18 protein-coding genes are annotated in these 18,795 nt (G+C 71.4%); 5 read left to right on the plus strand and 13 right to left on the minus strand.

What is annotated here, in order from left to right; translation table 11 throughout:
- The first annotated feature begins 31 nt into the window (after positions 1-31).
- Positions 32-1,066: an FUSC family protein gene (locus C7S10_RS03440; RefSeq protein ID WP_108342965.1), complete on the plus strand. Its 1,035-nt coding sequence runs from the start codon at positions 32-34 to the stop codon at positions 1,064-1,066.
- Here C7S10_RS03440 and C7S10_RS03445 read toward each other — a convergent pair.
- Complete coding sequence (locus C7S10_RS03445) at positions 1,063-1,641, minus strand: rhomboid family intramembrane serine protease (protein ID WP_243395175.1); 579 nt, start codon at positions 1,639-1,641, stop codon at positions 1,063-1,065. The two genes, C7S10_RS03440 and C7S10_RS03445, sit on opposite strands and share 4 nt — an antisense overlap.
- A 43-nt stretch (positions 1,642-1,684) precedes the next feature.
- Positions 1,685-2,167: a MarR family winged helix-turn-helix transcriptional regulator gene (locus tag C7S10_RS03450; RefSeq protein ID WP_108342967.1), complete on the minus strand. Its 483-nt coding sequence runs from the start codon at positions 2,165-2,167 to the stop codon at positions 1,685-1,687.
- Between the two features lie 86 nt (positions 2,168-2,253).
- Here C7S10_RS03450 and C7S10_RS03455 point away from each other — a divergent pair, with 86 nt between their 5' ends.
- Positions 2,254-2,829, plus strand: coding sequence for an NADPH-dependent F420 reductase (locus C7S10_RS03455; protein ID WP_108342968.1), 576 nt, complete (start codon positions 2,254-2,256; stop codon positions 2,827-2,829).
- A 77-nt stretch (positions 2,830-2,906) separates the two neighbouring features.
- Here C7S10_RS03455 and C7S10_RS03460 read toward each other — a convergent pair whose 3' ends face one another.
- Positions 2,907-3,797 carry an EamA family transporter gene (locus C7S10_RS03460; RefSeq protein ID WP_108342969.1) on the minus strand — a complete coding sequence of 297 codons (891 nt, stop codon included), beginning with the start codon at positions 3,795-3,797 and terminating at the stop codon, positions 2,907-2,909.
- 83 nt (positions 3,798-3,880) lie between these two features.
- Between C7S10_RS03460 and C7S10_RS03465 the strand changes: the two genes are divergently transcribed.
- Positions 3,881-4,759, plus strand: a complete 879-nt coding sequence (locus C7S10_RS03465; protein ID WP_108342970.1) for a LysR family transcriptional regulator — start codon at positions 3,881-3,883, stop codon at positions 4,757-4,759.
- On the opposite strand, the gene C7S10_RS03470 is transcribed toward C7S10_RS03465, so the two are convergent.
- Complete coding sequence (locus C7S10_RS03470; RefSeq protein ID WP_133176417.1) at positions 4,749-5,546, minus strand: SurA N-terminal domain-containing protein; 798 nt, start codon at positions 5,544-5,546, stop codon at positions 4,749-4,751. The two genes, C7S10_RS03465 and C7S10_RS03470, sit on opposite strands and share 11 nt — an antisense overlap.
- A 296-nt stretch (positions 5,547-5,842) precedes the next feature.
- On the opposite strand from C7S10_RS03470, the gene C7S10_RS03475 reads away from it, so the two are divergent.
- Complete coding sequence (locus C7S10_RS03475) at positions 5,843-6,403, plus strand: sugar O-acetyltransferase (protein ID WP_108342972.1); 561 nt, start codon at positions 5,843-5,845, stop codon at positions 6,401-6,403.
- Positions 6,404-6,426: 23 nt separating this feature from the next.
- Here the strand turns inward: C7S10_RS03475 and C7S10_RS22100 are convergent, their stop codons facing one another.
- The 7 genes from C7S10_RS22100 to C7S10_RS03505 all read right to left on the minus strand — a co-directional run bounded on the left by C7S10_RS22100 (position 6,427) and on the right by C7S10_RS03505 (position 14,812).
- The gene (locus tag C7S10_RS22100) at positions 6,427-6,864 is read right to left on the minus strand and encodes a nuclear transport factor 2 family protein (RefSeq protein WP_165807032.1); all 438 of its coding nucleotides are present in this window, start codon (positions 6,862-6,864) and stop codon (positions 6,427-6,429) included.
- A complete protein-coding gene (locus C7S10_RS22105; RefSeq protein WP_165807033.1) occupies positions 6,851-7,414 on the minus strand; it encodes a cupin domain-containing protein in 564 nt (187 codons plus the stop codon). The genes C7S10_RS22100 and C7S10_RS22105 overlap by 14 nt, the downstream gene beginning before the upstream one ends.
- A 95-nt stretch (positions 7,415-7,509) precedes the next feature.
- Entirely contained in the window at positions 7,510-8,532 is a 1,023-nt protein-coding gene (locus C7S10_RS03485; protein WP_108342974.1) for an NADP-dependent oxidoreductase, read from the minus strand.
- On the minus strand, positions 8,529-10,829 hold the full coding sequence (locus C7S10_RS03490) for a CaiB/BaiF CoA-transferase family protein (RefSeq protein WP_108342975.1): 2,301 nt from the start codon (positions 10,827-10,829) through the stop codon (positions 8,529-8,531). Before C7S10_RS03490 ends, C7S10_RS03485 begins: the two co-directional genes overlap by 4 nt.
- Before the next feature lie 6 nt (positions 10,830-10,835).
- A complete protein-coding gene (locus tag C7S10_RS03495; protein WP_108342976.1) occupies positions 10,836-12,020 on the minus strand; it encodes an acyl-CoA dehydrogenase family protein in 1,185 nt (394 codons plus the stop codon).
- Between the two features lie 93 nt (positions 12,021-12,113).
- Positions 12,114-12,890 carry an enoyl-CoA hydratase/isomerase family protein gene (locus C7S10_RS03500; RefSeq protein ID WP_108342977.1) on the minus strand — a complete coding sequence of 259 codons (777 nt, stop codon included), beginning with the start codon at positions 12,888-12,890 and terminating at the stop codon, positions 12,114-12,116.
- Positions 12,887-14,812, minus strand: coding sequence for a propionyl-CoA synthetase (locus C7S10_RS03505; protein ID WP_108342978.1), 1,926 nt, complete (start codon positions 14,810-14,812; stop codon positions 12,887-12,889). The genes C7S10_RS03500 and C7S10_RS03505 overlap by 4 nt, the downstream gene beginning before the upstream one ends.
- 152 nt (positions 14,813-14,964) lie before the next feature.
- On the opposite strand from C7S10_RS03505, the gene C7S10_RS03510 reads away from it, so the two are divergent.
- On the plus strand, positions 14,965-16,743 hold the full coding sequence (locus tag C7S10_RS03510; RefSeq protein WP_207769208.1) for an acyclic terpene utilization AtuA family protein: 1,779 nt from the start codon (positions 14,965-14,967) through the stop codon (positions 16,741-16,743).
- Positions 16,744-16,785: 42 nt separating this feature from the next.
- Here C7S10_RS03510 and C7S10_RS03515 read toward each other — a convergent pair whose 3' ends face one another.
- Together C7S10_RS03515 and C7S10_RS03520 are read right to left on the minus strand one after the other, a co-directional pair.
- Positions 16,786-17,553: an SDR family NAD(P)-dependent oxidoreductase gene (locus C7S10_RS03515; protein ID WP_243395176.1), complete on the minus strand. Its 768-nt coding sequence runs from the start codon at positions 17,551-17,553 to the stop codon at positions 16,786-16,788.
- 34 nt (positions 17,554-17,587) lie between these two features.
- Positions 17,588-18,793, minus strand: coding sequence for an acyl-CoA dehydrogenase family protein (locus C7S10_RS03520; protein WP_108342979.1), 1,206 nt, complete (start codon positions 18,791-18,793; stop codon positions 17,588-17,590).
- Between the last annotated feature and the right edge of the window lie 2 nt (positions 18,794-18,795).

The raw sequence follows: 18,795 nt of genomic DNA on the forward strand, positions 1-18,795 counted from the left end.
TGATCGCATGCACGGGTGCGAGCATGAGCGCATGGGAGAGAGCGGTCGCGGCGAGTCGTCGCGGCCCACCGACCTCCGCTTCGGGATCCGCGACCTGGTGCGGCTCAACCCGGTGCCGCCGGGCCAGCACCGCGTCGCGCTGCGGGCCGGGCTCAGCGTCGCCGTACCCCTCCTGGCGGTCGTGCTGCTGGACCGCACCTCGTGGACGATCTACGCCGCCTTCGGTGCGTTCGCGTCGCTCTACGGCCGCAACCACGTCCACCTGCCGCGGGCCGTCATGCAGGCCTCGGCGGGAGTCGCCCTGGTGTCGGCGGTGGGGCTGGGCGCAGTGTTCGCCGCCGTGGACGGGGGTCCCTGGGCGCTCGTCGCGGTCAGCGCGGCGGTGGCGTTCGCCGGCTCGGTGGTCTCGACGGTGCTCGACTGGCACCCGTCCGGGCCGCTCTTCATGATCTTCGCCTTCGGCACCGTCGCGGCCGCCCCCGGTGCGTGGTCCGACGTGCCGACGGCACTCGCCGTGTCGACCGCGAGCGCGGTCTTCGCCCTGGTCGTGGGCAACGTCGGCGCGGTCGCGCGGCGCACCCCGCGGCCGGCGCTCGCCCAGCTCCGCTCCCCCCGCTCCACGGCTCCGGTCCGCTACCTCCTGGCCGTCGGCGTGGCCGGTGTCGTCGCGACGGTGGTCGGCATCGGCCACCCGTGGTGGGCGACGGTCGCGGCGGCGGCGCCGCTGAGTGTCGTGGGCCGCGACCACCAGGCCCTGCGGGCCGGGCACCGCATCGCCGGCACGACGCTGGGCCTGCTCACGGCCGCGCCCCTGCTCCTGCTCGAGCTCGAGCCGGTGCCGCTGGTGCTGGTCGTGGTGGTCCTGCAGGTCGTCACCGAGCTCCTCGTGGCTCGCAACTACGCGTTGGCCCTGCTCTTCATCACGCCGATGGCGCTGCTCATGGGCCAGCTCGGTGCCGCGCAGTCCGCAGGATCCCTGCTGTTCGACCGAGGCGTCGAGACCGCGATCGGCGCGGCCGTGGCGATCGGCCTGCTCGCGATCGAGCACCGCCGGGCCACGCGCTAGACGATCGGGCGTGGGGGCCGCACCCCGACGAGCCAGGCCGCGAGCCCGCCTCCGAGCGCACCGAAGAAGTGGCCCTCCCAGGAGATGCCGGGTTGCCCCGGGAGCACGCCCCAGAGCACGCCGCCGTAGACGAACAGGACGGCGAGCCCGATCAGCACCTGCCCCCAGCTCCGGTTGACCACTCCCCGCGCGGCGAGGTAGACGATCCAGCCGAAGATCAGCGACGACGCCCCGGCGTGGCTCGAGCCCGTGTCGCCCACCAGCCACACGCCCAGCCCGGCGACGACCCAGATCACCGCTGTGGCCGCCACGCCTCGCGCCACCCCCGAGGCGAGCGTCAGGAAGCCGAGGACGAGGACCGGGACGGTGTTGCTGCTCAGGTGCTCGAAACCGAAGTGGAGCATCGGCGCGAGCACCACGCCGAGGAGTCCCTCGTCGCTGCGGGGCCGGACGCCGTACGCGTCGAGCGCGTGACCCGACGCCGTGTCGAGGACCTCGAGCAACCAGAGCACGACCACGAAGCCGCCCGCGACGAGACCTGCGGTCTGCCAGCTCGGCCGCGTCCGGGTGTCCACGGGCACATCGTGCCCGGCTCCCGGTTGCGACGGGCGGCGGAGCTCAGCCCTCGGAGCCCTCCGCGACCCGCCGTTCCGGGTCGAGCCGGGCCAGGATCGCCTCGCCGATCTCCGCGAGCTGGTCGACCTGCGCGGGCGACAGGGCGTCGATCACGTGCTCGCGCACCGTCGCGACGTGCCCCGGCGCGGTGGCCTGCACCTTGGCCCAGCCCGCGGCGGTGAGTCGCGCGTTGGTCGCGCGTGCGTCCTCGGGGCAGGGGAAGCGCTCGATCAGGCCGCGCTCCTCGAGCCGGCGCACGACGTGGGAGAGCCGCGGCAGCGTGGCGTTGGTCTGCGCCGCGAGGTGCGTCATCCGGCGGGTGCGCTCCGGCGCCTCCGAGAGCATCGCCAGCACGAAGTAGTCGAAGTGCGTGAGCTCGGCGTCGCGTCGCAGCTGCGAGTCGAGCACACCCGGCAGCAGCTCCATGACGGCCGCCAGCCGCACCCACGCGACCCGCTCCCGGTCGTCCAGCCACCTCGTGGTCATGTCGCTCCTCAGAAATAGTTGTCTCTACAAGTTTATCGGTGTAGGGTTTTGATTGTAGCAACAACCAAACCATCCAGGAGGAACTCATGGCACACGTCAGCATCGTCGGCACCGGCACCATGGGCCAGGCCATCTCGTCCGTCGTCGCCAAGGGCGGCAACACCGTCGAGCTGATCGGCCACAACGACACGGACAAGGCTCTCACCGGCGACGTCGTCGTGCTCGCCGTCCCCTTCCCCGCGATCGCCGACGTCGTCGCCACCCGCGGTGACGAGCTGGCCGGCAAGGTCGTCGTCGACATCACCAACCCGCTGAACTTCGAGACCTTCGACTCCCTCGTCACCCCCGCCGACAGCTCGGCCACCGCCGGCCTCGCCGCGTCGCTGCCGCAGTCGCGCGTGCTCAAGGCGTTCAACACCACGTTCGCCGCGACCCTCGCGTCCGGCGCCGTGGGCGAGGTCCCCACGACGGTCCTCATCGCCGGTGACGACGCCGACGCCAAGTCGCTGCTCGGCGGCATCGTGACCGCCGGCGGCCTGCGCGCCGTCGACGCGGGCGCCCTGAGCCGGGCGCGCGAGCTCGAGGCGCTCGGCTTCCTGCAGCTCACGCTCGCTGTGGGCGAGAAGGTCTCGTGGACCGGCGGCTTCGCGGTCGTCTCCTGACCGGACGGTCTCCGCGGCGACCGTGTGGTCCGGGTGTCACCGGCTAACACCTGGACCACACGCTCGGGTTCGCACACTCACGCGTTGACCGCGGCCGGGGCGGTCGCGTCGTCGACCGCCCCGGGCCGGGCACCCGACCGCTCGGCGCCGATGCCGGCCGCGACCACGCACCCGATCCCGACCACGGCGACGACGCCCACCTCCTGGTGGAGCACCACGAACCCGATCAGCATGGCGATCGCCGGCTCCAGGCTCATCAACGTCCCGAAGGCCGCGGTGGTGAGCCGTCGCAGCGCGAGCAGCTCGAAGGCGAACGGGACGACGGGCAGCAGGATCGCCAGGCCGAGCCCGAGCAGCAGCAGGCGGGGCGTGAGGTCGGTGAAGACGCCGGTCGGGGCGGCGACCATCGTCGCGACGAGGGCGGCGACCGGCATCGAGATCGCCAGTCCGGCCAGGCCCTCCACCTCGTCGCCCACGCGCTGCGTGAGGAGGATGTACGCCGCCCAGCACACCGCCGCGCCGAGCGCGAAGGCCACGCCGACGCCGTCGGCGCCACCCGCCCAGGGCTGCGTCAGCAGCAGCACCCCGACGGCGGCGAGCACCGCCCACAGCCGCGCCGGCCCGCGGCCTCGCCACGCGGCCACCCCCAGCGGGCCGAGGAACTCCAGCGCGCTCGCCGTACCCAGGGGCAGGCGGTCGATCGCCGACATGAAGAGGATCGTCACGCCGGCGGTCGCGACGCCGAGGGCGACACCGGTGCGGAGCGCGAGGCCGCTGAACTGCGAGGGCCGTGGGCGCACGATGACCAGCAGCAGCACGCCGGCCCAGGCGAGGCGCAGCCACGCCGTGCCCTGCGCGCCGAGGTCGTCGATCAGCCCGACCGACGCGGCGAGGCCGAGCTGGACGCAGAGCATGGAGGCCGTGGCCAGGCCCGCGCCGGTGCGCGCGGAGGTGCGGCAGGTGCTCATGCACTCAGTGAAGACCCGACCGACCGTTTGCGTCCACGCGACTTTGCTGGACGTACCGTCCACATCTGCTTGACAATTGATCGGTGAACACCCACCGCCTACGCGTCCTCCTCGAGCTCTCGCGACAGGGGTCGATGCGGGCCGTGGCCGACGAGCTGGGCATGACGACGTCGAGCGTGTCGCAGCACGTCGCTGCGCTGGCCGCCGAGGTCGGCTCGCCACTGGTCGAGCCGGTCGGACGTCGAGTCCGCCTCACCCCGGCCGGTCGCCGGCTGGCCGAGCACTCGGTCACGATCCTCGCCGCCGTGGACGCGGCCCGGCGTGATCTCGACCCGCACGAGGAGCCGCACGGCGTCGTCCGCGTCGGCGGGTTCGCGACCGCGATCCGCCGATCGCTGCTGCCGGCGGTGGCCGATCTCGCGGGCGAGCACCCCGGCATCGAGGTGCGGCTCAGCGAGTTCGAGCCGCTCGAGGCGCTCGACCTCCTCGGTCGCGACGAGATCGACCTCGCGCTGGTCTACGACTACGACCTGGCGCCGCTCGCGCTGCGCAGCGACATGACCGCCGCTCAGCTCTGGGGCGTCCCGTGGGGGCTCGGGGTCCGCGCGCCGGCGAGACGCGAGCCGTTCGCGGCGTACGCCGATCGCGACTGGATCGTGAACTCGCGCAACACCGCCGACGAGGACGCCGTGCGCACGCTGGCGTCGATGGCCGGCTTCACCCCGCGCATCGTGCACCGCATCGACAGCCTGGACCTGGTCGAGGACCTGGTCCTCGCGGGGCGGGGCATCGGCCTGCTGCCGCGTGACCGGGTCGTACGTCGCGGGGTGCGCGTCCTCCCGATCACGGAACCGGGCGTCGTGCTGCGTGCGCTCGCCGTCACCCGCCGCGGACGCGAGCAGTGGGCGCCGCTCCGGGTGCTGCTGGAGCAGCTCGGAGCGGCGCGTCCCGTCACAGGTTGATCGTGATGTCCGCGTCCTTGCGGAGGTCCTCGACCATCCCCTGGGCGACCTCGTTGACCTTGTCGGACTTCGCCTGCTCCTCGAGCTGCGAGCGGACCTTGGCGAACGGGGGGATCTTCTGCGCCTGCTCGCCCTGCTGGGCCTGCTGCTGCTTCGCCTGCGCGTAGAGCGTGCGGAGGTCCTTCTCGCTCGGCTCGGTCGAGCCGGCCTCGTCGTCGACGAGCTGCTCGATCATCAGCTGCGACTCGACCTGCTGCCGTGCCTCGTCCTCGCTGGTGCCCTGCTGCTCGAGGGCCGCGAGGATCTCGTCGGAGGACTTCATCTGGTTCTGCTTCGCCAGCGAGGTGAGCTCGTCGTCGACGTCGGTGTCGGTGATCTCGATGCCGCGCGCCTCGGCCTCCTGGGCCATCAGCTCGGTGTTGACGAGGTTGTCGGCCGTCTGCTTCTTCAGCGTCTCCTCGTCCGGCTGCTCGCCTCCCATCTGGGCCTGCATGGCCGCCTGCTGGAACTGCGCCTCGTAGACCACGACGAACTCGTCCTTGGTCACCTCCTCGCCGTTCACCTCGGCGACCACGTCCGGGATGTCCGAGAGGTCGGGCTCGGCGGCCTGGTCGGTCTCGTCGGTTTCGTCGCCGGCGGCGTCGGACTCGCTGCTCTGCGAGGTCGGCTCCTTGGCCGCCCCGGCGTTGTCGGCCCCGTCGTCGCCGCCCCCGCAGGCGCCGAGCGCGATCGTGGCGGCGGCCAGCGACAGGCCGAGGACAGTGCGGTTGCGCTTCAAGTGAGTCATCCCGTCCGACCGTACGGGCCGAGCCTGAGCATGGACTGAAGGGAGCCTGAACGCGCTGTTCCGTCCGGTGGGCGACGCGGTCCGTCCGGTGGGCGAGCCCTTCCAGCGCGAAGTAGGTGAATAAGTGAGAACCTTTGCGCGACTCTCGCCGCCCTGCCTACCATTGACTCGCTCGGGCTTCCCTGCCCCGGAAGTTCGAGGCACAGGGCGTGGGGGCGAAGTGTCGGCTCCCCGGTGACGCTTCGCCACCACGGTCCCCTTCCGGACCCCCGGTCGCCCGGGCGTACGTTGGCTCGATGAGCGAGAAGACGATGCGCGACCGGATGCTGGCCGGCGAGCTCTACATCGCCGACGACCCCGTCCTCGGCGAGGAGTCGCGACGCGCGCAGGGCTTGGCGCACCGGATCAACACCATGGACCCCAACGACGGAGCGGGCCGCCGAGCTCTGCTCGAGGAGCTGCTCGGGGCGTACGGCGAGGACAGCGAGATCCGCCCGCCCCTGCAGTGCGACTACGGCTACCAGACCACGATCGGTGCGCGCACGTTCATCAACTGGGGCGTGATCCTCCTCGACGTCGCGACGATCACGATCGGCGACGACGTCCAGATGGGCCCGAACGTCCAGCTCCTGACCGCCACCCACCCGCTCGAGCCCGGTCCCCGACGGGACAAGTGGGAGGCCGCGGAGCCGATCGTGATCGGCGACAACGTGTGGCTCGGCGGCGGCGTGATCGTGTGCCCCGGTGTCACCATCGGCGCCGACACCGTCGTCGGTGCGGGCTCCGTCGTGACGAAGGACCTGCCCCCCGGTGTCGTGGCCGTCGGGTCGCCGGCGCGGGTGATCCGCACGCTCTGACCACTCACGGACGCTGAACGAGGTCACTGCTCGCGGTACGAGGACGTCAGGACGAGCGAGGCGATGCGCCAGCCACGCTCGTCCCGCACCAGGACGTCGCGGTACTCACCGGCCGTCCGCACACGGCGGCCGTCGGCGAGCCACCTGACGGACGTCATGTCGAAGGTCGCCTCGGCGGTGTCCGGCGCGTGCAGGGTGATCGACGTGCACCTGCCCTCATGGGTCGTCCGGCTCGCGCCGATGCGGTGTCGTACGGCATCGATCGCGCAGGCGATGTCGTCGAACGCACCGAGCACCGGGTGTCGCAAGCTCGATCCGGGGGCGAACATCGCTTCCAGGGCCGGCCAGTCCTTGGCGTCGAGGTGTCGGAAGTAGGCGCGCTTCACTGACGCGATCGCGCGGGCGACCTCGCGGTGCCGCAGGGACGCCACGGAGTCGAGGTCGACGTCATCCGGCCACACGCCGGGCGCCCACCATGACGAACACCACCAGCGCCGACTGGTCCGAGCTGTTGTGCCACGCGTGGCGCGTCCCGCGCTGCACCACGCACGACCCCGGCACCAGCTGTTCGGTGATCCCGTTGTCGAGCTCGAGGGTGAGCTCGCCCTCGACGACGAAGGCGTAGTCGACCGTGTCGGTGGCGTGGAACGCACCCTTGGCCGGGTCGGTGGCGTGGGCGTCGAACAAGCCCGGGAACTTGTCCTCGGCATCTCGTCGCATCTCGGCGAACTCCTCCTCCGAGGGGGTGCCGGCCCCGCTGCCGGCCGCCATGTTGGGAGCGAACCGGACGACGATGAACCTCGTGCCGCCCGGGCCGGGAAAGAACGGCTTCTGCACGGGCGCCGAGTCCTGACCCACCGGCGCGACGCCGTCCTGCGTCCCCCAGACCAGCCAGTACTGCGCGCCCGGATAGAGCAGCGCCTCCGTCACGGGCACCTCCCCGGTAGCGGCGTACTCGGACTTCTGGTCCGGTCCCACCCGGGTGATCGCCTGTCGGATCGTGTCGATCATGTCGGTGCCTCTTCTCTCCGTTGCGACCCTCTCGATGGGGTCGAGGTCTGCCCCCGCGCGCGGAATCGGGGCTGGATTCCGCCCACCGGTGTGCGCTAGATGGCCACCACGGTCTTGCCCACGTTGCGGCCCTGGAGCATCCCGATGAACGCCTCGGGCGTGCTCTCGAAGCCGGGCACCACGTGCTCGGTCGGCAGGACGGAGCCGTCCTGCAGCCACTGCGCGGCGCGGGCCCGGAAGTCGTCGTAGCGATGCTGGTAGCGACTGGCCAGGAAGCCCCGGACCACCAGCGACCGGGTGAGCAGTGGGTACCAGTCCGGTCCGCTGCCCACCGCGTCGGCGCGGTTGTACTCCGCGATCTGGCCGCACACCACGATGCGCCCGTACTGGCGCATGAGCGGCCACACGGCATCGCGCACCATGCCGCCCACGTTGTCGAAGTAGACGTCGACGCCGTCGGGGCAGGCGGCGGCCAGCTGCCGTGGCAGGTCCGGCGCCTTGTAGTCCACGCACGCGTCCGCGCCCAGGACCTCCAGGACGTGCCGAGCCTTGTCCGGGCCACCGGCCACCCCCACCACCCGGCACCCCATCGCCCGGGCGAACTGCACGGCCGTCGAACCGACGGCGCCCGCCGCCGCCGACACCACCACGGTGTCGCCCGCGCTGACCTGCCCGATGTCGGTGAGCCCGACGTACGCGGTGAGGCCGCTGACCCCCATCACCCCGAGCCAGGTCGGTGCCGGCGCCAGGTCGAGGTCGACCGGCCGCAGGTTGGAGCCGTCGCTGACGTCGTGCGTCTGCCAACCACCGTTGATCGAGACGACGACGTCGCCGACGGTGAAGTCGTCGTGGCGCGAGTCCACCACCAGACCGACCGCAGCGCCGTAGATGGTGTCGCCGATGGCGAAGGGTGGCAGGTAGCCCTGCACGTCCTCCGACATCCGGATGCGCGCTGCGGGCGCGAGGCCCAGATGGGTGTGCCGCACCACCACGTCGCCGGTACGTGCGGCGGGGACGCCCGACTCGACGACCTCGAAGTCAGCGGCGACCGGCAGACCCTGGGGCCGACGCGCCAGCACGAACCGGCGATGGGTCGTGCTGGACGAGGACACGCTCACTCGATCACCCCCGACTCGCGGAAACGTCCGATGTCGGTCGACGCCAGGCCCAGCACGTCGCCGAGCACCCGGTCGGTGTCGGCGCCGAGCAGGGGCGCGGGAGCGGTCACCGAGTAGCCCGCGCCGTTGCACTTCCACGGGACCGCGAACATGAGCTGGTCGCCCAGGAACGGATGCTCCACCCGTGAGACCAGACCTCGAGACCTCGCCCAATCACTGCTCGTCATGGCCTCGAAGGACAGGACCGGGTGCGCGGCGATGCCCGCCGTCGTGAGCTCCGTCGCGGCGGCACTCGCCGGGCGGGCGGCCAGCCAGGCCTGCAGCGCGGCCTCGAGCTCGGGTCCTGATGCGTCGGCGTGGGCCCCGACGACCTTCGCCAGGCTCTCGCGCTCGTCGTCGGTACGAGCCACCACCGTGACCCAGTCGTCGTCGCCCAGTGAGCGCCAGGTGCCGTGCGGCTCGAAGACCGCGTGGCGGTTGGCACGCACGGCGGGGGTGGCTCCCCTGCCGCGCTCGGCCACGGCGATCCGCTGGATGCTCATGAGTGCCTCGACCTGCGAGAGGTCGATCCACGCGCCGACACCGGTCTGCTGCCGACCGGCGAGGGCGGCGAGGAGCACGGCGAGTGCGTGCCCCGCGCCGTTGGGATCGCCCAGTGCCGGGTTGAACAGTCCGATCAGGTCGTCCTCGTCGTAGCCCACCACCGAGTCGAGCCCGGCCAGGCCGGACATGACCGGCGCATACCCGCCGACGCTGCGCATGGGGCCGGTCTGACCCATCAGCGACATCGACAGCATCACGATCCCGGGGTTGCGCGCGGAGAGTCGCTCGTAGTGCAGGCCCCGTCGCTCCAGGGCGCCCGGTCGCATGTTCTCGACGACCACGTCGCACTCTGCGGCCAGGTCCAGGACCAACGCCGCACCTTCATCCGTCGCGATGTCGAGCGCGATGCTCCTCTTGCCGTGGTTCATCTGGTTGAAGTACGGCGTGACCTCGAGCTCCGGTCCGTCCACCGGGACGCCGTCCCGGTAGGCGCGACCGCGCAACCGCGCGGGATCCGCCCGCTTGCGGTTCTCGATCTTGAGGATCTCGGCCCCGAGGTCGTGGAGGGCGGCAGTCACCATCGGTCCGGACCACACCCATGACAGATCGAGGACGCGCAGCCCGGCCAGGGGCTTGTCCGGTGTCGCGCGGGACCCGTCCCACGGGGCCCGGCGCGACACGACGGCGGTCGACGACGCGACCGGCGGGGACAGCTTCCACGGGCGCCCGACGACGACGCTCTCGCTGTCGCGGGCGATGAAGTCGCGCATCGAGAACTGCTCCTGGGCGAGGGCCTCCTGGATGGACAGGACCGGGGCGACCGGGAAGGCGAACTCCTTGCCGAGCGCGAAGATCTCGTCACGCGTGCGATCCCGGGTCCACGCGACGAGGTGTGGATCTGCCTCGTCCGCGTGGAGGCGGGCCACGACCCGCGAGTCCTCGAACTTCGGGTCCTGCGACCAGTCCGGGTCACCCATCGCCCGGAGCAGCCCGTTCCACTCACGGTTCGTGCGGCACATGATCGACACGTGGCCGTCCCGGCAGGCGAACATCGCCGCTGGGTAGGACCCGCCCGACATGCTCGCCCGTGCGCCGTCGCGTCGCCACGGGCGTTCGTAGGGCAGGAAGTTCGAGCAGATCTGGCCGACGTACATCGCGAGCACGTCCGAGGACGCGACGTCCCAGACCTGCCGCGACTGGCTCGCACGCCGCAGGACGAGGGACAGGGCGGCAGCGCTCGCCGCCTCCGTCCCGGCCATGAAGTCGGGGAGGTCGTAGGGGAGCGCGAGCGGCTCGAGTCCGGGGTGCCCGAGCGACCACGACATCCCCGCGGTCGCAGCCGCGCCGAGTGCCGAGGACGGTGCGCGAGCGCCGTCGGCAACGCGATGGCTCGACACGTCGATGACCGGGCACGCAGGCGCGAGGTCCGCGAGGACGGCGAGCGACGCGCGGGTCGCCGCGCCGTCGAGCGCGTCGTCGTGGAGGGAGTCGGCCACGACGACGTCCGCAGACGCGGTCGCGGCGGCCATCGCGGCCGGGTCGCCCGAGGCGACCTGGACCTTGTCGCCGTGCAGGGACCTCTCGAGCTCGGCCTGCGCGATGGGGTCGCAGTCGACGACCGTGGGGAGGTCGAGCCGGGTGACGCTCGCCCCGAGCTGGGCCAGGAGCCAGCCGGCGTAGGCACCGGACGCCCGGGACGAGAGCTCGAGGACCCGCACTCCGGCCAAGGGTGCGTCGTGCGCGTTGAGGTTCATGTCGGCCTAGTAGCTGCGCGGCAGGTGCAGGGCACGTTCCGCGATGTAGTTGAGGACCATCTGGTTGTTGACGGGGGCCAATCGCTGGAGCCGGGACTCGATCCAGTGCCGCCCGATGTGGTACTCCCGCGCGTAGGCGTAGCCACCGAAGGTCTGCATGGCGTTGTCGGTGCAGAAGAACGCCGCCTCGGTCGAGAGGAACTTGGCGGCGTTGGCGATGACGCCGATGGCCGCCCCGCCGTGCTGCTCGTAGTCCGCCAGGGCTCGTGCCACCACCTCGGAGGCGGCGAGGAGTCGCATGTAGCCCTCGGCGAGCGGGTGCTGGACGGCCTGGTTCTTGCCGATCGGGCGGTCGAAGACCACCCGATCGTTGGCGTACTGGACGGCGGCGTCGATGGCCCAGCGACCCATGCCCAGCGCCTCGGCCGACAGGAGGAGGCGCTCCCCGTTCAGGCTGTGGAGGAGGTGGTAGAAGCCCTGGTCGACCTCGCCGATGACGTCGGCGGCGGCCACGGGGTGGTCGCGGAAGAAGAGCTCGCACGACGGGAGCGCGTTGCGACCGATCTTCGGGATGGGCTTGATGTCGACCGAGTCGCCGGCCAGGTCGGCCATGAACAGGGTCAGGCCCTCGCCGCTGCGTCGTCCCGGCGACTGTGCGCTCGTCCTCGCCAGGAGCAGAACCTTGTCGCCGCGCAGCGCTCCGGTGTTCCACACCTTCGCCCCGTTGACGAGGTAGCTGCCGTCGGCCTGGCGCCGGGCCGTGGTCTCGATCTTGGTCGTGTCGGTGCCGGCGTTGGGCTCGGTGACCCCGAAGGTCACGAAGAGCTGGCCCTCGGCGATCGGCCGGAGGTACTCCTCCTTCTGCTCGGGCGTCCCGAACTCCAGGATCGTCGGGATGCAGAGCAGCGGGACGTGCACGCTGCTGCAGGCGTTCAGCCCGCCGCCCGACGCGGCGACCTCCTCGAGGACGGCGGCCATGTCGGACATCGACCCACCGCCACCGCCGTACTCCTCCGGGACCATGATCCCCAGGAAGCCGGCCTTGGCGAACTCGTCGAAGAACTCCTGCGCGAACTCCTTGTCCAGGTCGTGCTGGTCCCAGTAGTCGAGCGGGTACGCCGAGCACATGGTGCGCGCCGACTCCCTGAGGTCCCGCCGGTCAGCGTGGTAGGGAAAGGCGACTCGGGACATGGACTTCCTCGTTCCTCGGTGCGGGGCTTATCGACCGTCTAGTCGGTTGGGTATTTGAATCGTAGGTGCGCGGCGCACCGTCGTCAACGAGCCTCAGCGCCCCTGCCACACCGGCGGGCGCTTCTCCCGGAACGCTCGCGGACCCTCCTGCGCGTCCTCGCTGGTGTAGGCGCGCAGGTAGAGCCAGTCGGCAGGCTCGGCCGCCGCAAGAGGACCGAGATCGGCCGCCAGCCGGACCAGCCGCTTGCCGGCGGCGACGCTGAGGGGAGCGTTGGCGGCGATGGAGTGGGCGAGGCGCAGGGCCTCCGCCACGATCTCGCCGTCCGCGACCACACGGTTGACCAGTCCGACCTCGTGGGCGCGCTGGGCGGAGATCGGCTCGCCGGTGAGGAGGAGCTCCATCATGATGCGCGCCGGGACCATCGCCGTCAGCGGCGCCGCCCACGGGGCTCCGCGCCCGCGCTTCGCCTCGGTGATGCCGAAGGTGGTGCCCTCCCCCGCGACGCACAGGTCGCAGTCCTGGGCGAGGCGGAACCCGCCGGCGAGGGCCGGCCCGTTGACGGCGGCCACGACGGGCTTGGTCAGCGGCGCACCGCTGCCGAGGAGCTGGTTCCACTCGGCCGGCACGACGTCCATCTTCGTGTTCGCCATCTCGACCAGGTCGCCTCCGGCGCTGAAGCAGGCGCCTTCGCCCGTGAGCACGGCGCACCTCAGGTCGGGGTCGCCCTCGAACTCGTCGAAGGCGTCGCGCAGTCCTTGGCGCATCGGGAAGTTGAGTGCGTTGCGCTTGGCCGGCCGGCGCATGGTGATCAGCGCGACGTGACCGTCGCGCTCCAGCTCGACGTGACCGTCCTGCTCGTGCGTGCTCATGCTGTTCCTTCTTCCGTGATCGGCCTGCTCGGTGTCGGTGCGGGTGCGAAGTCGGCCCGGATCCGCTCGAGCACGCTCGCGTCCTCGATGGTCGGTGGGACCGCCACCGCCTTGCCGTCGACAATGTCCCTCATCGAGCGGCGCAGGATCTTGCCCGACCGCGTCTTCGGCAGCGCGTCGACGACGTCGACCACCCGGAAGGCGGCGACGGCACCGATCTCGTCGCGCACCTTCTGCACCAGCTCGTCGACGATCTCGCCGTGCGGCCGGTCGACGCCCGACTTGAGCACGACGAAGCCGCGCGGGAGCTGCCCCTTGAGGTCGTCGGCGGCTCCCACCACCGCACACTCGGCGACGTCTGGGTGCCGGGCGATCACGGCCTCCATGGCGCCGGTCGAGAGTCGGTGGCCGGCGACGTTGATGACGTCGTCGGTCCGGCCCATCACGAACACGTAGCCGTCCTCGTCGCGGTAGCCGCTGTCGCCGGACATGTAGTAGCCGGGGTGCTCGCTGAGGTAGGAGGCGACGTAGCGGTCGTCGTCGCCCCACAGCGTCGTCAGGGTGCCCGGCGGGAGCGGGAGCCTCACACAGATCGCCCCCTCCTGGCCCGACGCCACCGGACGCCCGCCGGGATCGAGCACCTGGACGTCGAAGCCCGGCACCGGGACGGAGGGCGATCCCGACTTCAGCGGCATCGGCTCGAGGCCGCGCAGGTTGGCGACGATCGGCCACCCCGTCTCCGTCTGCCACCAGTTGTCCACCACGGGGACGCCCAGCACCTCGCCAGCCCACTCGAAGGTCCCGGGGTCGAGGCGCTCACCCGCCTGGAAGAGGGTGCGCAGGCTGGAGAGGTCGTGCTCGCGCACGAGCACGGACTCCGGGTCCGCGCGGCGGATGGCCCGCAGCGCCGTCGGCGCGGTGAAGAGCGCATTGACCCGGTGCTCGGCCACGACGCGGAAGAAGGCACCCGCATCCGGGGTGCCCACCGGCTTGCCCTCGTAGAGCACCGTGGTCAGCCCGGCGATCAGGGGCCCGTAGACGATGTAGGAGTGGCCGACGACCCAGCCGACGTCGGAGGCCGCCCACCACACGTCACCGGGCGACATGCCGTAGACGTGACGCATCGACCAGGCCATGGCCACGGCGTGACCGCCGTTGTCACGGACGATGCCCTTGGGCTTGCCGGTCGTCCCCGAGGTGTAGAGGACGTAGAGCGGGTCCGTGGCCTCCACCTCGACGCAGGAGACGTCGGCGCCGCGGCCGGCCTCGACGGCCTCCTCCCAGAGAACGTCGCGCCCCGCGACCAGGGTGGCCTCGGCCTGGGGCCGCTGGACGACGATCACCGTGTCCGGCGGGTACGACGCCAGGTCGAGAGCGGCGTCGACGATCGGCTTGTACTCGACCACCCGACCCGGCTCGATGCCGCACGACGCGGTGACGAGCACGGCGGGACGCATGTCGTCGACGCGCATGGCCAGCTCCTGGGCTGCGAACCCGCCGAACACGACGCTGTGGATCGCGCCGATCCGGGCACAGGCCAGCATGGCGACGACGACCTCGGGGATCATCGGCAGGTACACGACCACGCGGTCGCCGCGGCGTACCCCCTGGGCGCGCAGGGCTCCGGCGAACTGCTCGACCCGGTCGAGGAGATCGGCATAGCTGATCTCGAGCTTGGCGCCGGTGACCGGCGAGTCGTGGATCAGTGCCGTGACATCACCCCTGCCGCCGGCGACGTGGCGGTCCAGCGCGTTGTGGCAGGTGTTGAGACGTCCTCCCTCGAACCACCGGTAGAACGGCGGACGCGAGTCGTCCAGCACCCGATCGGGCGGGACGGACCACTCGACCAGGTCCGCCTGGTCGGACCAGAACCCGACCGGGTCCTCGATGCTGCGGTCGAACTGGGAGCGGTAGGCGGTCATGGATCCCTCTCGATGACAGCGGCCGAAATAGACGACCGACCGGACGGTTGACATGATCGAGCGACATCCTTACGTTGTCAACGTCCGCACCGGATCGTCGGCGCCCGTCCCCTCGTTCCCGGCGGCACCACCGTCTCCAGGAAGGCACCGTCGTGACCCAGGCCGACACCCACCCGCTGCGCATCGGACAGTTCTCCGCCTACTACGGCGACCGACCCGACGCGATGGCCGAGCTCATCGCGGACGGGGTGGACGTCCTCACGGGTGACTACCTGGCCGAGCTCACGATGCTGGTGCTGAAGAAGAACCAGATGCGCGGTGGCGTGGGCTACGCCTCGGGCTTCGTGGACCAGCTGGTCGGCAACCTCGACGACATCGCGCGCCTCGGCATCAAGGTGGTGACCAACGCGGGCGGCCTCGACTCGCTCGCCTGTGCCGCGGAGGTCGAGCGGGCCTGCCGGGAGCGAGGCCTCGACCTGACGGTGGCGGCGATCACCGGCGACGACATCATCGGCGACGTCGACCGCCTGCTGGAAGAAGGTCAGACGTTCGGTCACCTCACGACCGGCAAGCCGCTCGAGCTGGACGACCGCACGGTGCTGACGGCCAACGCCTACCTCGGCGCGTGGCCCATCGTCGAGGCCCTGGAGTCGGGCGCGGACATCGTCATCTGCCCGCGCGTCACCGACGCATCGCTCGTGATCGCCCCGGCCGCCTGGCACCACGGATGGTCGCCGTCCGACTACGACCAGATCGCGGGCGCGCTGTGGGCCGGCCACGCGATCGAGTGCGGCGGCCAGGTAACCGGCGGCAACTTCTCGCTGTTCCACCGCCACGGCGACCTCGGGCTCCCCGGCGTGCCGATCGCCGAGGTCGCCTCCAACGGGGACAGCGTGATCACCAAGACGGCCGGCAGCGGAGGCCTGGTGGACGTGGACACCGTCACTGCACAGCTGCTGTACGAGGTCGGCGGACCGCGCTACGACAACCCGGACGTGGTGGGCGACCTGTCGAGCGTCCTGGTCAGCCAGGACGGACCGGACCGCGTCCTCCTCAGCGGCGCCAGGGGCTACGCCCCGACCGCGGCCACCAAGCTGTCCCTGTGCTTCGAGGGTGGCTACCGCAACTCGGCCACCGTCGGCATCACGGGCGGCCACGTCGAGGCCAAGGTCGCGTGGCTGCAGCGCGAGGTGGCCAAGGCCGTGGGCAGTCCCGAGTCGTTCGACCAGTTCCGCTGGTCAATCATCGGTCCCGCCGACTCCTCGACCGGATCGTTCGAGGACGCCACGGCCTGGGTCATCGCCACTGCCCGCGACCGGCGCCGGGAGAGGGTCAGCCGGGCGGCGTTCTCCGACCGCATCACCCAGCTGGGCGTCTCGAGCATCCCGGGCTTCTACACCGCGACCCCGCCTCAGCGCGAGCGTCTCGTCGGGATCCAGTGGCCGTGTCTCGTGGACAAGGAGTCCGTCACCGCGCGCGTGCACGTCGCCGGCGCGGAGCACATGGTCGAGTGGGGACCGGTCGCGACGAACGACAGCTTCACGCCGGCCCACGACAGCCAGGCACCCCACGTCGAGGTGGAGGACGCAGACGTGGTCGAGTCGGAGCTCGGGGCCGTGATCGGCACCCGGTCGGGCGACAAGGGCGGCATGGCCAACGTCGGGGCCTGGGTGCACACCGACGAGCAGTACCGCTGGCTGGCGGGCTTCCTGACGGTGGAACGCATCAAGGAGCTCCTGCCCGAGACGGCGGGACTCGACGTGGAGCGCCACCTCCTGCCCAACCTGCGCGGCATGAACTTCCTCCTCCACGACTACCTGGAGATGGGTGTCGCCTCCTGCACCCGCGTCGACGCCCAGGCCAAGGGCGTGGGCGAGTACCTGGGCTCACGGGTGGTGTCGATGCCCCGGGGCGTGCTCGCCGGCCGCTGACCTGGCCCGCCCCGGACCGGGCCAGGTCAGCGCCGGCTCCGGTCAGGCCCGGGCCAGACGCCCGCCGTCGATCGTGACCAGCTCGCCCGTGGTGAACGACGACCGGTCCGAGCAGAGCCAGACGACGGTCTCGGCGATCTCCTCGGCGCGGCCGAAGCGGCGCACGGGGTTGCGGGGGCTGAGCTCGCCGCCGCGACGTGCAAGGGCCTGCTCGAGGAGCGGGGTCTCAATGTGGCCGGGCGCGACCGCGTTTACGCGGACGCCGTCCTCGGCGTACTCGATCGCGGCGCTCTTCGTGAGGCCGGCGACACCGTGCTTGCTCGCCACGTAGGCCGCCGAGCCCGCCAGTGCGCCGCGGGCGGCGATCGAGGCGGTGTTGACGATGGCGCCGCCCCTCTCGACCATGTGGGGGATCTCCGCCCTCATGCAGTGCCAGACGCTCGTCAGGTTCACCGCGAGCGTGCGGTCCCAGGCCTCCTGCCTCATGTCGACGATCCTGGTGTTCGTCGACTCCGTCGCGGCGGTCCCGATGCCTGCGTTGTTGAAGGCACAGTCGAGCTGCCCGAGCTCGGCGACGGCGAGGTCGACCATGGCGCGCACGTCGTCCTCGCGCGAGACGTCCGTCCGCACGGCCAGGGCAACGCCTCCGGCCTCGCGGATCAGCTCGGCCGTCTCGGAGGCGCGCTCGAGGTAGAGGTCCGCCACGAGCACCCGGCCCCCCTCACGAGCGAAGACCAGGCTCGCGGCGCGACCGATCCCCGACCCTCCTCCGGTGACCAGGATCGACTTGTCGCTCATCAGTGCTTCCACGTGCATTCCTTCCGTCGTGTTCGTCGAGGTCGCGTCAGCCCACGTAGGGGCGACTCCTCCGCAGCTCGTGCCGGGCGATCCCGCGGCGGTGCACCGCGTCCGGACCGTCGACGATGCGCAGGACCCGGGCCCAGGCGTAGAAGTAGGCGAGCGGGGTGTCGTCGCTGACCCCCGCGGCACCGAAGACCTCGATCGCCCGGTCGATGACCCGGGTCGCGACCTCCGGCGCCGCCACCTTGATGCCCGAGATCTCCGTCTTCGCTCCCTTGGCGCCGTACTGGTCGATCAGCCAGGCCGTCTGGAGGACGTACAGGCGGGCCTGGTCGATCTCGACGCGCGACCGGGCGATGTGCTCCTGCACCACTCCCTGCTCGGCCAGCGGACGACCGAAGGCGACCCGCGACTGCGCGCGGTCCACCATGAGGGCGAGGGCCCGCTCGGCCATCCCGAGCGCGCGCATCGCGTGGTGGATCCGGCCGGGACCGAGCCGCGCCTGGGCGATCGTGAACCCGTCGCCCTCCTCGCCCAGGAGGTTCTCCGCCGGCACCCGGACGTCGACGAAGCGGAGCTCGGAGTGCCCGTGCTGGTCCTGGTAGCCGAAGATCGGCAGGTGTCGCACGATCTCGAGCCCAGGAGTGTCCCGCGGCACGAGGATCATCGACTGCTGCCGGTGCGTGTCCGCGTCAGGGTCGGTCTTGCCCATCACGATGAAGATCTGGCATCGCTCGTCCGCCACACCGGAGATCCACCACTTCGAGCCGTTGATGACGTAGTCGGTCCCGTCGCGCACGATCGACAGCTCGATGTTGGTCGCGTCGGACGAGGCGACGCCCGGCTCGGTCATGGCGAACGCGGAACGGATGCGGCCGTCGAGGAGCGGCTCGAGCCAACGCTCCTTCTGCGCCTCGGTGGCGAAGAGGTCGAGCGTCTCCATGTTCCCGGTGTCAGGCGCCTGACAGTTGATCGCCTCGGGCGCGATGACCGGCGACCAACCCGAGATCTCCGCGACGGCGGCGTACTCGACGTTGCTCATGCCCGACAGGCGGGGCAGGAAGAGGTTCCACAGCCCCCGGCGCCTGGCCGACTCCTTGAGGTCGTCGAGCACCGCCGGCGTGCTGTGCTCCCCGTTCTCCCTCAGCTGGGAAGCCCACGTCGGCTCGGCCGGGAAGACCTCCTCGCGCATGAAGTCCCACATCGCCTCGCACGTCTCCCGTGCGCGATCGCTCTGGGCGAAGTCCATCG

This window comes from Nocardioides currus (assembly GCF_003057875.1).
Taxonomy (GTDB): Bacteria; Actinomycetota; Actinomycetes; order Propionibacteriales; family Nocardioidaceae; genus Nocardioides; species Nocardioides currus.